This is a genomic window from Xanthomonas campestris pv. phormiicola (assembly GCA_025666215.1).
GTDB classification, from domain to species: Bacteria; Pseudomonadota; Gammaproteobacteria; order Xanthomonadales; family Xanthomonadaceae; genus Xanthomonas_A; species Xanthomonas_A campestris_A.
Genome location: CP102593.1, coordinates 4,189,129 through 4,202,315 on the forward strand (window position 1 = coordinate 4,189,129; position 13,187 = coordinate 4,202,315).

Here is a 13,187-nt window from a genome sequence, read left to right on the forward strand (position 1 = left end):
GCGACGATGTGCACCGCCGATAGAAATCGGCGGTGCACTACGCATCCCCAATCCCGAATCCCGCGCAAGCGCCATATGCCGGTTGCGTATAAGCACCATCCGAATCGTTGCTTCAACGTGCGTCCACCTCTGCCTACAGTGCAATCGATGCCGCGTGCCGTGCGCGCGGCGCTGCATCTTTCGCAGACGAGGTCAGACGATGGCACGCGCCTCCACCGCAACACGGCCTGCCCCCGCGACATCGGCAGTCCGCATCGAACCGTTCGCCGCGCCGCTGGGCGCGCAGGTGCTGGGCCTGGACCTGGCGCAGCCACTGGACGCGGCCACGTTCGCGCTGCTGCATCGCGCGCACCTGCACTACCACGTGCTGGTGTTCCGCGACCAGCGCATCACCCCGGCGCAGCAGGTGGCCTTCAGCCGCCGCTTCGGCCCGCTGCAGATCCACGTGCTGCGCCAGTTCCAGTTGCGCGAGCAGCCGGAAGTGCTGGTGGTGTCCAACATCAAGGAGAACGGCCAGCCGATCGGGCTGGGCGACGCCGGGCTCTACTGGCACTCGGACCTGTCGTACAAGCCGACCCCGAGCCTGGGCTCGATGCTGCTGGCGCAGGAGCTGCCGGCCGAGGGCGGCGACACCTTGTTCGCCAACCAGCACCTGGCCTGGGACACGCTGACGCCGGACCTGCAGCGCGCGGTCGACGGCCGCCTGGCCGAGCACAGCTACCTGGCCAAATACGAGGAGCTGCGCGCGCGCAATCCGTGGCGGCCGGCGCTGACCCAGGCGCAGATCGACGAGGTGGCGCCGGTGCGCCACCCGGTCGTGCGCACCCACCCGGAAACCGGACGCCGCGCGCTGTTCGTCAGCGAGCATTTCACCACCCGCATCGTCGGCCTGCCGCAGGCCGAAAGCGATGCGCTGCTGCAGGCGCTGTTCGCGCACAGCAGCGCCGATCCGCTGGTCTACCGGCATCGCTGGCAGGCGCACGACATGGTGTTCTGGGACAACCGCTCGGTCACCCACCTGGCCGGCGGCACCCCGGACCATCTGCGCCGGCGCCTGCACCGCACCACCATCGAGGGCGACGTGCCGTTCTAGGCCGACGCCAGCGCCGGCACCGCGCATTCCCCCCGCCACTCCGCCCTTCCCCACAACGGAGCGACGCATGACCGCTTTCGATTCGCCCGCTTTCCCGGCCACCGCGCCGCCCGCCGCCGCGTCGCGGCGGCTGCGCTGGTTCGCCGCCGCGCTGCTCGCCATCGCGCTGCTGCACGGCCAGTCCGCGCATGCCGAAGGCCGGCTGCGCATCGCCAAGCAGTACGGCATCGTCTACCTGCTGCTGGACGTGGCCCAGCAGCAGAAGCTGATCGAGAAGCACGGCAAGGCCGCCGGCATCGACATCGTGGTGGAAACCGTGCAACTGTCCGGCGGCGCCGCCGCCAACGACGCGTTGCTGTCCGGCTCGATCGATGTGGCCGGCGCCGGGGTCGGCCCGCTGTTCACGCTGTGGGACCGCACCCGCGGCCGCCAGAACGTGCGCGGCGTGGCCTCGCTGGGCAACTTCCCCTATTACCTGATCAGCAACGATCCGCGGATCAAGACCCTGGACGACTTCGGCCCGCGCGACCGCATCGCGGTACCGGCGGTCGGCGTGTCGGTGCAGTCGCGGCTGCTGCAGCACGCCTGCGCGCAGCGCTGGGGCGAGAAGGCCTACAACCGGCTGGATACGCAGCAGGTGGCGTTGCCGCATCCGGACGCGGCCGCGGCGATCATCCGCGGCGGCACCGAGATCACCGCGCACTTCGCCAGCCCGCCGTTCCAGGAGCAGGAACTGGCGCGCAATCCGAAGGCGCACATCGTGCTCGACTCGTACGCGATCGAAGGCGGCCCCACCTCGGCCACGGTGCTGTACGCCACCGAGAAGTTCCGCCGCGACAACCCCAGGACCTACCAGGCCTTCGTCGCCGCGCTGGCCGAGGCGGCCAGCTTCGTGCAGCGCCAGCCGGAGCAGGCGGCGGACCTGTTCGTGCGCGCCAACGGCGGCAAGATCGATCGCGCGCTGGTGCTGCGCATCCTCAAGGACCCGAAGGTGCAGTTCAGGACCGCGCCGCAGAACACGCTCAAGCTCGGCCAGTTCCTGTACCGGATCGGCGCGATCAAGCAGGCGCCCGGCGCGGTCAAGGACTATTTCTTCGACAGCGCGCAAGTCGCCGGAGGCAGCTGAGATGAGCGCATTCGCCTTGACCCCGGCGCCGCTGCTGCAGGTCGAGCGGGTCAGCCTGGAGTACGCCACCGGGCAGCGCGTGGTGCGCGCCACGCACCAGGTCAGCTTCGACGTGTACGCCGCCGACCGCCTGGTGCTGCTCGGCCCGTCGGGCTGCGGCAAGTCGACCCTGCTCAAGGCCATCGCCGGCTTCGTCACGCCCAGCGAGGGGCAGATCCGCCTGGACGGACAGACGCTGCGCGCGCCGGGACCGGACCGGGTGGTGGTGTTCCAGGAATTCGACCAGCTGGCGCCGTGGAAGACGGTGCGCCAGAACGTCGCCTTCGGCCTGCGTGCGGCGCGCAAGCTGGGCCGACGCGAAGCGGCCGAGCGCGCGGACCACTACCTGCAGAAGGTCGGGTTGTCCGCGTTCGCCGACGCCTATCCGCACACCTTGTCCGGCGGCATGAAGCAGCGTGTGGCGATCGCGCGGGCGCTGGCGATGCAGCCGCGCGTGCTGCTGATGGACGAGCCGTTCGCCGCGCTCGACGCGCTGACCCGCCAGCGCATGCAGGAACAGGTGCTGGACCTGTGGGACGAGTTGCGCTTCACCCTGCTGTTCGTGACCCATTCGATCGACGAGGCCTTGCTGGTGGGCAATCGCATCGTGCTGCTGTCGCCGCATCCGGGCCAGGTCCGCGCCGAACTCAACAGCCATGGCTTCGGCCCGGCCAGTCTCGGCAGTGCGCCGTTCCAGCAGGCCGCGCAGCGCATCCACCGGCTGCTGTTCGATCCGCCCGGCGACGACGCCTGTGCCGCTGAGGCGGCCGCCGGCAACGTGGCGCCGTTGCGCCGGCGCGCGCCGCTGCGCGAGGTCGCGCCATGAGCGTCACCGCGCCGCTGCGGCCGCCGATCCGCGCCGAGTACGAACGCCCGGTCGTTGCCTACGTCGCGACCGCATCGACGCTGGCGTTGCCGCGGCGGCAGCTGCCGGACTGGCTGCGCCAGGCGCTGATCCTGCTCGCGCTGGCCGGATTGTGGGAAGCGGCGGCGCACTGGCTGCACGACGACCTGCTGCTGCCGGGCGTCGTGCAGACCGCACGCGCGTTCGCCGACGGGCTGTGGTCGGGCGAACTGCCCGGCCGCGTCGGCGCCTCGCTGCACATGCTCGCGCAAGGCTATGCGCTGGGCGTGGCGCTGGCCTTCGCGTTGACCGCGCTGGCGGTCTCGACCCGGATCGGCCGCGACCTGCTGGGCACGCTGACCGCGATGTTCAATCCGCTGCCGGCGATCGCCTTGCTGCCGCTGGCCTTGCTGTGGTTCGGCCTGGGCAACGGCAGCCTGGTGTTCGTGCTGGTGCACGCGGTGCTGTGGCCGCTGGCGCTGAACACCTATGCCGGCTTCCAGGGCGTGCCGGAAACGCTGCGCATGGCCGGGCGCAACTATGGGTTGCACGGGTTGCGCTACGTGGTCGCGATCCTGGTGCCGGCGGCGCTGCCTGCGATCCTGTCCGGCCTGAAGATCGCCTGGGCCTTCGCCTGGCGCACCCTGATCGCCGCCGAGCTGGTGTTCGGCGCCACCTCCGGCCAGGGCGGCCTGGGCTGGTACATCTTCCAGAACCGCAACGAGCTGTACACCGATCGCGTGTTCGCCGGGCTGGCGATGGTGATCCTGCTCGGCCTGCTGGTGGAAGGCGCCGGCTTCCATGTGCTGGAACGGCTCACCGTGCGTCGCTGGGGCATGCAGCGCTGAGTCGCGCGGCGCGCGCCCGATCCGCACGGGCATGCGCAAAACTTGACTGCCGCCATTGCCTTCGCCGAGCATCGCTGCGACTGCCGCTGCCGCTTCCTGCGCAGATCGGCCCGCGCCCGGTCAGCATCGGCGAGTACAAGGACCATGCCGGCAAGCCAGATCCCACCGCACAGCGCGTCTGCCGCAGCCAGCGAGATCGCCGCGCGCAACGGCGTGCCGTACCTGGCCTGCATCCTGGCCGAGACCCGCAGCGGCCCGTACTACATCGCCACCGCACCGACGCCGCAGGCGCTGGATGGGCTGGGCAAGACCCTGCGCGAGCGCAACAGCGTGCGCGGGCAAACCGAAGATCCGGTCGCGATTCTCGCGGTGTGGTACGAGGAGTGCGAAAACGAAGTCGCCGCGTTGCTCCGCGCCGCGGAGATCTCCCGGCTCAGCCATTGCTGGCAGCGCGGCCTGATCGAATCGTCCAATCCGCAGTGGCTCGACCTGAGCGGCCTGTGCATCGGCTTTCCGCTGATCGTCACCCTGCCCGAGTACAAGGGCTTGAGCTACCACCTGGTGACCGACCTGTAGGCCAGCGCCGCCGCGCACGGCTCGCGCTCGCAAAAAAGGAAGGCGCCGTCCTGGCCGCCTTCCCACCCTGAGCCTGCGTCGGCGGCGGCGCTCAGCGTTCGGCGGGCGCCGGCTCCACCCACTGCGCGAACACCGCGGCGATCCTGGCATCGGCCACCGGCTTGCCCTGCTGCACCGCCTCGGCCTGCTCGAACAGCGGCATGATCATCGCCATGCCGTCGAGCTTGGTCTTCAGGTGCACGCCCGGCGGCTTGCCGAGGAAGGCGTCCCAGTGCGCGCGCACCTTGGCCCAGTAGCCCTGCGTCGCCTTCCAGTAGGCGTAGGCCGGCCTGAAGTCGACCTCATCGGTCTTGACGTAGTCGTTGAAGCCGAATTCGCGCGCGATCGGCTGCTGGCTGCCGTCGGGCTTGCGCAGCACCTTGGTGTTGAACTGCTCGTGGGTCCAGCCGGCCGGAGTCAGCGTGTGCCGGTTGATCACCGCCAGCGCGTTGTAGTCGCTGCGCTTGGTGTATTCGCGGCGCGGCAACGGGCGCCAGCTCAGGTCGCTGGTCCAGGTCGGATGGCCGTCGGCGTAGTCCCAGCGGCCGGTGCCGCAGTAGCGCGGCGCATCGCTGACTTCGTACACGCATTGGGTCCAGGCGCCGCGAGTCGTGGCGGCGGCGAGCGGGCGCACCTGCCAGGTCTGGTCGGCGCTGAATTCGAAGCGCTGCGGCGCTTCGTAGCTCCAGTCCTGGCGCCAGTGCTTGGTCACGTGGCCGCTCTTCGTATCGACCAGCAGATGCTGCAGCACCACCTTGCGCGGGCTGTCCTCGACCACGATCACCACTTCGTTGGCGCCGCTGCGCATCGCCGGCGCGCGCTCGTACCCGGGCTTGAGCAGGACGGTCTCGTCGAAGGCGAAATCCACCATGTACTCGCCCTGCATCGCCAGGATGCTGGTGCGGTCGCGTTGCGGATCGGCGTCCTGGGCGTGGGCGGGGCCGGTGCCGGCGAGCAGCAGCAGGCACGGGAACATGAGCAGAAGCGGTGATTTCATCGTCGTGATCGGTCGCGGTAGGTGAGTTGAAGAGAGAAGAGAGCGAACCCGCGCTACAGGCGCAGCAACGGCCACGGCCGCTCCGGATCGGGGCGCGCGGCAGGCCGTCCGGCGCGGGCGCAGCAGCACTCGTCGACCAGCACTTCGCCCTCGGCCGCCTCCAGCCGCGCGATGCGCCGGGCGATGCTGGCGCCCAGCGGCGACACGCTGGCGACGCTGGCCGCCAGTTCGCCGTCGCTGGCATGCAGGCGCAACGCGCGTGCGCGCCAGCTGTCGCCGCTGAGGCGGCCGGCCACGCGCCGCCACAGGCGTTCGGCGACACCGGCATCGGCGCTGCCGCCGTGGACCGCAGGCAACGCCGACAGCAACGCGTCCCAGGCGACGAAATCGCTGTCCGGCAGCAGGTACAGGCGCCAGCAGCAGCGTTCCTGGCGATCGTAGAAACACAGGCTTTCGAGCAGTCCGTCGCTGTCCACGCCGAGCTGCGCGCCGACGCGCAGCGCATGGTTCCAGCCCATCAGCTCGGTGCCCAGCTGCGCGCGGTACAGGCATAGCACGGTACCCAGCGCCGCCAGCTGCGCCGGGCGCGGCAGCGGCGCGGATGCGGCGATCCGGGTCGCGTCGGTGGTCGCTGGCGCCGCCTTGCCCATGCGCCGCTACCAGTCCAGCGCCAGGCTGACCGAGACGTTGCGTCCGGCGCCGGTGTAGCGGTCCAGCACCGCGCTGCTGGCCAGGGTCGCGCTGGGCAGGGTGTTCCAGTCGATGTAGCGGCGATCGGCCAGGTTGAACACGCCGACGTTGAGCTTGGCGCCGGGCGTGAAGTTCCAGTGCGCGAGCAGATCCAGCGTCGCGTAGCCGGACGGCGTGTAGTACGTCGCCGACGCCGGGCGTTTCTGCTTGGCCACGAAGCTGCCGACCAGTTGCGCGCCCCAGCTCTGGCGATCGTAGGCCAGGCCGAGCACGCCGCGCAGCGGATCGATCGAGTTCAGCGGCGTGGCGTCGGTCTTGTTGTCGCCGCGCGCATAGGCGGCGCTGGAATGCAGCGACCAGCCGTCCCAGCGCGCGGACAGCGCGCCGAAATCGACGCCGGCCTTGGCCTCCACGCCCTTGATCACCACGTGATCGACGTTGCGCGACTGGTACAGCATCAGGCCGTCGGCGTTGTAGCCGACGAAGCTGTAGGACTCGATGAAGTCGCGGTAGTCGTTGTAGTAGCCGCTCAGCCCGAAATAGCCCGCCGTGGCGGTGTAGCGCAGGCCCAGTTCGGCGCCCTTGCTGGTCTCCGGTTTCAGGTCCGGATTGGCGATGGCGGTGTAGCCGAACTGCAGATTGGTGAAGCCGATGTTGACGTCGTTGTACGGCGGCGCGCGGAAACCGTGCGCGTAGTTGGCGTACAGCGACCAGGCGTCGTCGATGCGCCAGATCGCGCCGAGCTTGGGCGAGACGTTGCTGTCGGTGACCTTCTCCGCGGCCACGCCGGGGTTGTCGGCGGCGAAGATCGCATCGACCTGCGGCGACAGCCGGTAGTAGTCCACGCGCAGGCCCGGGATCAGGCTGAAGCGGCCGTCGGCCAGGCGCATCTCGTCCTGCAGGTAGGCGCCGGCCTTGGTGGTCTCGGTGACCGGGAAATCGCGCACCGGGAACGTCTCCACGCCCACCGTCTTGCTGATCGCGCCGGTGGTCAGGTTCTGCGCGTAGCCGTCGCGCTTTTCGTGGGTGTCGCTCCACGACAGGTCGATGCCGTAGCTGACCTCGTGGACCACGCGGCCCTGGTCCACCTGCTTGTGCAGGTTGGCCTGCAGCCCGTACAGGCGCTGGTCGAAGTCGTGCTCCATGTGCCGCAGGGTGTTGTTGCTGCGGCGCTCGTCGGTGCGCTGCAGGCTTTCGCTGTCCTGCCGGTACAGCTGCCACTGCAGGTCGTCGGCGAGCAGCGTGTCGAGCTGGTCCACTTCGTGGGCCAGCGACACGCGGGCGCGGGTCTGATGGTCGCGGCCGCGCTGCGACAGGATGCTGGAGGTGACGTTGCTCAGCGCATCGATGCTGGAGTAGTCCTCGTTGCCTTCCACGGTCAGCTTGAAGCGCTGGTTCGCGCTCGGCGCGTAGACCAGCTTGCTGAGCAGGCTGCGGCCGTCGTTGCTGAGCGGATTGGGCGCGGTGCGCGCCGCGCCGGTGCTGCGGTTGTCGCCCTGGGTCTCGCTTTCCTGGCCCTGGCGGTGGCTGACCGCGGCCATGCCGCTCCAGCGCTCGCCGCCGAACGCGACCAGCGCGCCGGCGAACAGGCCGTCCCATTCGCTTTCGTAGCCGAACTTCAGGCCCACGTAGCTGGTCTTGCCCGGCGCCAGATAGTCGGCCGGATCCTTGGTCACGTAGGCGACCACGCCGCCGAGCGCATCGGAGCCGTACAGCGAGCTGGCCGGGCCGCGCACGATCTCGACCCGCTTGAGCGTTTCCATGTCGACGAAGTTGCGGTTGGCGTTGAGATAGCTGCCGAAGCTGAAGGTGTCCGCGACCGGGATGCCGTCGGTCTGGATCAGCACGCGGTTGCCGTCCAGGCCGCGGATGCGGATGCCGCCGATGCCGCTGAAGCGGCCGCTGTTGCCGGTGACCGAGACGCCGGGGCTGTAGCGCAGCAGGTCCTTCAGGTCGTACACCAGCTCCTGGTCCATCTGCTCGCGATCGATCACATCGACGCTGCTGGGCACCTCGACGATGGCGCGCTGGGTGCGCGTGGCGGTGACCTGCAGGCGGTCGAAGTCGCGCGGCGTGGCGGAACTGGTTGCATCGACGGCATCGGTGGCGTCGACGGGAGCGGCATGCGCGCAGGCGGCCAGGGCCAGCCACAGCGCGCCGGTGAGCGGAGCGGTACGGATCATGGAAGTCATCGGTGGGTCGCGAAAGATCCCGGCCACGCCGGCACGCAGGCCGGCGCAGGGGCCGAGGAGAGAAACGGTCGCGACTGCGGGCGGCCGCGGCGGACCCATCGGGTCCGGCCAGGTGGCGGCAGTGTCGAGCGGGTGGTCCGGCGGCGCGCGGCGCGCCGCACGGCTTACTTGGTCAGGATCAGCTTGTCGTTGCTGGTATGGCGCAGGCGATAGACGCGGTCGCCGTGCTGGATCAGCACTTCGCGGCGCCCTTTCAGCAGCGCTTCGCTGCTGATCGTCTCTTCCACCGGGACCGCGCGCGGCAGCGCACGCTCGCGCAGGCTCAGGGTTTCGGGGTGACGCAACAGGACGGGTTGAGCGGTCATGGTCGGGCTCCGTACACAGGGGTCGATGAAGATGATAATGATTCTCGATAATTAAACAAGAGCCGTTCTCGTTTATAGAGATTCAAGATACGAATCGAAATTCGATCTTCGACAGCTTTTAAGAATCGACTATCGCCCAGTCCCCGCGGAGCGCGCTCCCTAGACCGTGAACCTGAGGCGAGGCGCGCTCAGGCCACCGCCGCCTCGACCTGCGCCCACCATGCCGGGTCTTCGCGCGTGGCCAGCGGCAGCGCGTCGAAGTTCTCGAGCAACTGCGCGACGCGGCTGGCGCCGAGGATCACCGTGGACACGTGCGGATTGCGCAGGCACCAGGCGATCGCCAGCGCCGCCGGCGCCACGCCTTCGGCGGCCGCCAGCGCGGTGAAACGGCGTGCGCGCTGCACGCGGCGCTGCGCGGGCGGCCCGATCACTTCGTCGTGCAGCCAGGCGTTGCCGGCCTGGCCCAGGCGCGAGGCCGGGTCGATGCCGTCGTTGTACTTGCCGGTCAGCAGGCCCGAGGCCAGCGGCGACCAGATCGTGGTGCCCAGGCCGAGCTCGGCGTACAGCGGCGCGTATTCCTGCTCCACGCGCTGGCGGTGCAGCAGGTTGTACTGCGGCTGCTCCATCGACGGCCCCTGCAGGCCGAGCGCCTGCGCCACCTGCGCCGCTTCGCGGATGCGTTCGGCCGGCCATTCGGAGGTGCCCCAGTACAGCACCTTGCCCTGCCGCACCAGCGCGTCCATCGCGCGCACGGTTTCCTCCACCGGCGTGTCGGCGTCGGGACGATGGCAGTAGTACAGGTCCAGATACTCCACGCGCAGCCGCTTCAGCGCGGCATGGCAGGCGTCGGTGACGTGCTTGCGCGAGAGCCCGCGCTGGGTCGGGCGCGGTGCGTCGACCGCACCGAAGTACACCTTGCTGGACACGCAATAGCCGTCGCGCGGCAGCCGCAGGTCGGCGATCACATCGCCCATCACCTGCTCGGCGCGGCCCTGCGCGTAGACCTCGGCATTGTCGAAGAAGTTGACCCCGTGGTCCCACGCGGCGGCGATCAGGTTGCGCGCTTCGTCGCGGCCGATCTGTCCGCCGAAGGTGATCCAGGCGCCGAACGACAGCGCCGACAGCTGCAGCCCGGTGGCGCCAAGGCGACGGTAATGCATGCGAATTCCTCCTGCTGGGCGAGCCGGCGAAGGTGGCCGGCGGGCGGCCGCACAGTGTAGCGAGGCCGCCGGCATGCGCCCGCAATCGGCGCACTGTCTGGATCGCATGGGATTTTCGGCGCTGAACGGGGTTTGCCTTGCCGCCCGTCACCCCCTGCACTACGCTCCCTCTCTTTGGTCCGGCGATCCAGGGGAAGCAGATGGTCGAGGGTTTGGGGAGGATCGGCTTCGGCCTGTTCGGGTTGGCGGTGTTGATCGGGATCACCTGGCTGTGCTCGAACAACAAGCGCGCCGTGGATTGGAAGCTGGTCGCGACCGGCCTGATCCTGCAGATCGGCTTCGCCTCGCTGGTGCTGCTGGTGCCCGGCGGACGCCAGGTCTTCGACTGGCTGGGGCAGCTGTTCGTGAAGGTGCTGAGCTTCGTCAACGAAGGTTCCGGCTTCATCTTCGGCAGCCTGATGGACACCAAGACCTACGGCTTCATCTTCGCCTTCCAGGTGCTGCCGACGATCATCTTCTTCTCCGCGCTGATGGGCGTGCTCTACCACCTGGGGGTGATGCAGGCGGTGGTGCGGGTGATGGCCTGGGCGATCACCAAGGTGATGCGCGTGTCCGGCGCGGAGACCACCAGCGTCTGCGCCAGCGTGTTCATCGGCCAGACCGAGGCGCCGCTGACGGTGCGCCCGTACATCCCGAAGATGACCGAGTCCGAGCTGCTGACGATGATGATCGGCGGCATGGCGCACATCGCCGGCGGCGTGCTGGCCGCCTACGTGGGCATGCTCGGCGGCACCGACCCGGCGGAACAGGCGTTCTACGCCAAGCACCTGCTGGCGGCGAGCATCATGGCCGCGCCGGCCACGCTGGTGGTGGCCAAGCTGCTGATTCCGGAAACCGGCACGCCGCTGACCCGCGGCACGGTCAAGATGGAAGTGGAGAAGACCACCAGCAACATCATCGACGCCGCCGCCGCCGGTGCCGGCGACGGCCTGCGCCTGGCGCTGAACATCGGCGCGATGCTGCTGGCCTTCATCGCCCTGATCGCGCTGGTCAACGCGCCGCTGACCTGGATCGGCGACGTCACCGGCCTGGCCGCGGCGATCGGCCGCCCGACCAACCTGTCGACCATCTTCGGCTATGTACTGGCGCCGATCGCCTGGGTGATCGGCACGCCGTGGGCGGATGCGACCACGGTCGGCTCGCTGATCGGGCAGAAGGTCGTGATCAACGAATTCGTCGCCTACAGCGAGCTGGCGCAGATCGTCAAAGGCCAGGTCCCGGGCATGAGCCTGAGCAGCGAAGGCCGGCTGATCGCCACCTACGCGCTGTGCGGCTTCGCCAACTTCAGCTCGATCGCGATCCAGATCGGCGGCATCGGCGGCCTGGCCCCCGAGCGCCGCCACGACCTGGCGCGGTTCGGCCTGCGCGCGGTGCTGGGCGGCTCGATCGCCACCTTCATGACCGCCACCATCGCCGGCGTGCTGTCGCACTTCGGCTGATGCGATTCCCCTTTCCCCAGTCCTTGTTGAGAAGCAGCACATGCCTATGAGTTCGGTCATCGTCGTCGGTTCGTTCAATGTCGACCACGTCTGGCGCTGCGAGACCCTGCCCGCCCCGGGCGCGACCATCGCCGGCCGCTACAGCACCGGCCCCGGCGGCAAGGGCTTCAACCAGGCGGTGGCGGCGGCGCGCGCCGGCGCCCGCACCACCTTCGTGTGCGCGCTCGGCGACGACGCCGGCGGCGCGATGGCGCGTGCGCTGGCCGCGCAGGACGGCATCGACCTGGCCGCCGAGGCCAGCACCGAGCCGACCGGCACCGGCGGCATCTACGTCGACGGCCACGGCCGCAACACCATCGTCATCGGCGCCGGCGCCAACGCCGCGCTGAGCCTGGGCTTCGTGCAGGCGCAACGCGCGCTGCTGGGCTCGGCGCGGGTGCTGCTGGCGCAGCTGGAATCGCCGATCGAGACCATCGAGGCGACCCTGGCGCTGGCGCGCGAGACCGGCCTGACCACGGTGCTCAACGCGGCGCCGGCCAATGCGCAGACCAGCATCGGCCTGCTCAAGCTGGCCGACGTGCTGACCCCGAACGAGACCGAGTTCGCCGCGCTGCTGGCGCGCCACGTCGGCGAGCGCGTGGATGCCGACGACGTCGCCGCCACCGATGGCGGCAGCCTGCACGCGCTGTGCCGCAAGCTGCTGCCCGGCGGCACCGTGGTGGTGACGCTGGGTTCGGTCGGCGCGTTCATCTCGCACCCCGAAGAGCGCCAGCGCGGCGATGTGCAGCCGTACTACCGGATCGGCGCCGAGGCGGCGCACACCGTGGACACCACCGGCGCCGGCGATGCGTTCAACGGCGCGCTGGCGGCCTCGCTGGCGCAATCGCCGAACGCCGGCTTCGCCACCCATGTGCGCTTCGCCAACCACTACGCGGCGCGTTCGACCGAGGCCGAGGGCGCGGCCGCGTCGATGCCGCGGCTGGTGCCGGACGCCGGCTGAGCCGTCCGCGCCGCTGGCGGCATCCGTTCCCGTGCACCCAGACCGCCGACCCACCGCCCGGCGCCGCGCCGGGCCTGCATCCCGACAAGGAGTTTCCGATGCCGCGTTTTTCCGCCATCTCGTTCGGCGCGCTGTGCGCGCTGCTTGCCCCGCTATCCGCCCTCGCCGCGCAGCGCTGCGACTGGAACAGCGCTGCCGCCGATGCCGACCGCGCCGCGGTGACCGTCTCCGCCGACAGCCTGCAACAGGCGATCGCGGCGCACTACGACGATGCCGACCAGGAAGACGGCGCGGCCCTGGCGCGCACGCTGCTGCAGCGCGCGCAGTCGCCGCAGCTGCCGGGCAAGCTGGAAGGCCGCTGGAAGGTGCGCTCGATCCAGGTCGACCAGCGCTTCGCCTATGCCTACCCCTACTTCAAGGCCGAGATCGCGCGCGATCCCTGCGGCTATCGCCTGAGCAAGACCAGCGGCTCGCAGCGCCGCAGCGGCACGCTGTATCCGCTGGCCAAGGACAGCCGCGAGTTCGCGTTCCTCGGCGCCAGCACGGTCAACGACGATCCGCAGGGCCACTACGCGCCCGGCAACGTCTCGGACGGCACCCATGGCAACAGCGTCGGGCGCCTGGTGGCGCTGGGCCCCGACGAACTGCTGCTGATCCTGGACGGCAACGCCAAGGGCTTCGAGCTGTACCAGCTGATCCGCTGAATCGGCGACCTGCGG

General features: G+C 69.9%; 13 protein-coding genes. 8 read left to right on the top strand and 5 right to left on the bottom strand.

All coding sequences use genetic code 11. The features are described from left to right. The first annotated feature begins 199 nt into the window (after nucleotides 1-199). The 5 genes from NRY95_17665 to NRY95_17685 all read left to right on the top strand — a co-directional run bounded on the left by NRY95_17665 (nucleotide 200) and on the right by NRY95_17685 (nucleotide 4,526). Nucleotides 200-1,093, top strand: coding sequence for a TauD/TfdA family dioxygenase (locus tag NRY95_17665; protein UYC15516.1), 894 nt, complete (start codon nucleotides 200-202; stop codon nucleotides 1,091-1,093). A gap of 67 nt (nucleotides 1,094-1,160) precedes the next feature. Next, entirely contained in the window at nucleotides 1,161-2,219 is a 1,059-nt protein-coding gene (locus NRY95_17670) for an ABC transporter substrate-binding protein (GenBank protein ID UYC15517.1), read from the top strand. A gap of 1 nt (nucleotide 2,220) precedes the next feature. Continuing rightward, nucleotides 2,221-3,084: an ABC transporter ATP-binding protein gene (locus NRY95_17675; protein ID UYC15518.1), complete on the top strand. Its 864-nt coding sequence runs from the start codon at nucleotides 2,221-2,223 to the stop codon at nucleotides 3,082-3,084. Continuing rightward, a complete protein-coding gene (locus NRY95_17680) occupies nucleotides 3,081-3,950 on the top strand; it encodes an ABC transporter permease (GenBank protein ID UYC15519.1) in 870 nt (289 codons plus the stop codon). The genes NRY95_17675 and NRY95_17680 overlap by 4 nt, the downstream gene beginning before the upstream one ends. 144 nt (nucleotides 3,951-4,094) lie before the next feature. Continuing rightward, complete coding sequence (locus tag NRY95_17685) at nucleotides 4,095-4,526, top strand: endonuclease (protein UYC15520.1); 432 nt, start codon at nucleotides 4,095-4,097, stop codon at nucleotides 4,524-4,526. A gap of 91 nt (nucleotides 4,527-4,617) precedes the next feature. Here the strand turns inward: NRY95_17685 and NRY95_17690 are convergent, their stop codons facing one another. The 5 genes from NRY95_17690 to NRY95_17710 all read right to left on the bottom strand — a co-directional run bounded on the left by NRY95_17690 (nucleotide 4,618) and on the right by NRY95_17710 (nucleotide 9,969). Then, nucleotides 4,618-5,541: a hypothetical protein gene (locus NRY95_17690; GenBank protein ID UYC18620.1), complete on the bottom strand. Its 924-nt coding sequence runs from the start codon at nucleotides 5,539-5,541 to the stop codon at nucleotides 4,618-4,620. Between the two features lie 74 nt (nucleotides 5,542-5,615). Beyond that, a complete protein-coding gene (locus tag NRY95_17695) occupies nucleotides 5,616-6,212 on the bottom strand; it encodes a Hemin transport protein (protein UYC15521.1) in 597 nt (198 codons plus the stop codon). Between the two features lie 6 nt (nucleotides 6,213-6,218). Further along, nucleotides 6,219-8,435, bottom strand: coding sequence for a TonB-dependent hemoglobin/transferrin/lactoferrin family receptor (locus NRY95_17700; protein UYC15522.1), 2,217 nt, complete (start codon nucleotides 8,433-8,435; stop codon nucleotides 6,219-6,221). Nucleotides 8,436-8,608: 173 nt separating this feature from the next. Continuing rightward, on the bottom strand, nucleotides 8,609-8,809 hold the full coding sequence (locus tag NRY95_17705) for a hemin uptake protein HemP (GenBank protein ID UYC15523.1): 201 nt from the start codon (nucleotides 8,807-8,809) through the stop codon (nucleotides 8,609-8,611). A gap of 188 nt (nucleotides 8,810-8,997) precedes the next feature. Then, complete coding sequence (locus NRY95_17710; GenBank protein UYC15524.1) at nucleotides 8,998-9,969, bottom strand: aldo/keto reductase; 972 nt, start codon at nucleotides 9,967-9,969, stop codon at nucleotides 8,998-9,000. Nucleotides 9,970-10,169: 200 nt separating this feature from the next. On the opposite strand from NRY95_17710, the gene NRY95_17715 reads away from it, so the two are divergent. The 3 genes from NRY95_17715 (at nucleotide 10,170) to NRY95_17725 (ending at nucleotide 13,172) form a co-directional block, all read left to right on the top strand. Beyond that, on the top strand, nucleotides 10,170-11,468 hold the full coding sequence (locus tag NRY95_17715; GenBank protein ID UYC15525.1) for a NupC/NupG family nucleoside CNT transporter: 1,299 nt from the start codon (nucleotides 10,170-10,172) through the stop codon (nucleotides 11,466-11,468). Nucleotides 11,469-11,514: 46 nt separating this feature from the next. Next, entirely contained in the window at nucleotides 11,515-12,468 is a 954-nt protein-coding gene (locus NRY95_17720) for a ribokinase (protein UYC18621.1), read from the top strand. Nucleotides 12,469-12,566: 98 nt separating this feature from the next. Continuing rightward, the gene (locus NRY95_17725; protein UYC15526.1) at nucleotides 12,567-13,172 is read left to right on the top strand and encodes a DUF4893 domain-containing protein; all 606 of its coding nucleotides are present in this window, start codon (nucleotides 12,567-12,569) and stop codon (nucleotides 13,170-13,172) included. Nucleotides 13,173-13,187: the final 15 nt, after the last annotated feature.

What these genes read in the sequence shown, in the direction of transcription:
- NRY95_17665 (UYC15516.1), top strand. Translation starts at nt 200, where the DNA reads ATGGCACGCGCCTCCACCGCAACACGGCCTGCCCCCGCGACATCGGCA.
- NRY95_17670 (UYC15517.1), top strand. Translation starts at nt 1,161, where the DNA reads ATGACCGCTTTCGATTCGCCCGCTTTCCCGGCCACCGCGCCGCCCGCC.
- NRY95_17675 (UYC15518.1), top strand. Translation starts at nt 2,221, where the DNA reads ATGAGCGCATTCGCCTTGACCCCGGCGCCGCTGCTGCAGGTCGAGCGG.
- NRY95_17680 (UYC15519.1), top strand. Translation starts at nt 3,081, where the DNA reads ATGAGCGTCACCGCGCCGCTGCGGCCGCCGATCCGCGCCGAGTACGAA.
- NRY95_17685 (UYC15520.1), top strand. Translation starts at nt 4,095, where the DNA reads ATGCCGGCAAGCCAGATCCCACCGCACAGCGCGTCTGCCGCAGCCAGC.
- NRY95_17690 (UYC18620.1), bottom strand. Translation starts at nt 5,541, where the DNA reads ATGTTCCCGTGCCTGCTGCTGCTCGCCGGCACCGGCCCCGCCCACGCC.
- NRY95_17695 (UYC15521.1), bottom strand. Translation starts at nt 6,212, where the DNA reads ATGGGCAAGGCGGCGCCAGCGACCACCGACGCGACCCGGATCGCCGCA.
- NRY95_17700 (UYC15522.1), bottom strand. Translation starts at nt 8,435, where the DNA reads ATGATCCGTACCGCTCCGCTCACCGGCGCGCTGTGGCTGGCCCTGGCC.
- NRY95_17705 (UYC15523.1), bottom strand. Translation starts at nt 8,809, where the DNA reads ATGACCGCTCAACCCGTCCTGTTGCGTCACCCCGAAACCCTGAGCCTG.
- NRY95_17710 (UYC15524.1), bottom strand. Translation starts at nt 9,969, where the DNA reads ATGCATTACCGTCGCCTTGGCGCCACCGGGCTGCAGCTGTCGGCGCTG.
- NRY95_17715 (UYC15525.1), top strand. Translation starts at nt 10,170, where the DNA reads ATGGTCGAGGGTTTGGGGAGGATCGGCTTCGGCCTGTTCGGGTTGGCG.
- NRY95_17720 (UYC18621.1), top strand. Translation starts at nt 11,515, where the DNA reads ATGAGTTCGGTCATCGTCGTCGGTTCGTTCAATGTCGACCACGTCTGG.
- NRY95_17725 (UYC15526.1), top strand. Translation starts at nt 12,567, where the DNA reads ATGCCGCGTTTTTCCGCCATCTCGTTCGGCGCGCTGTGCGCGCTGCTT.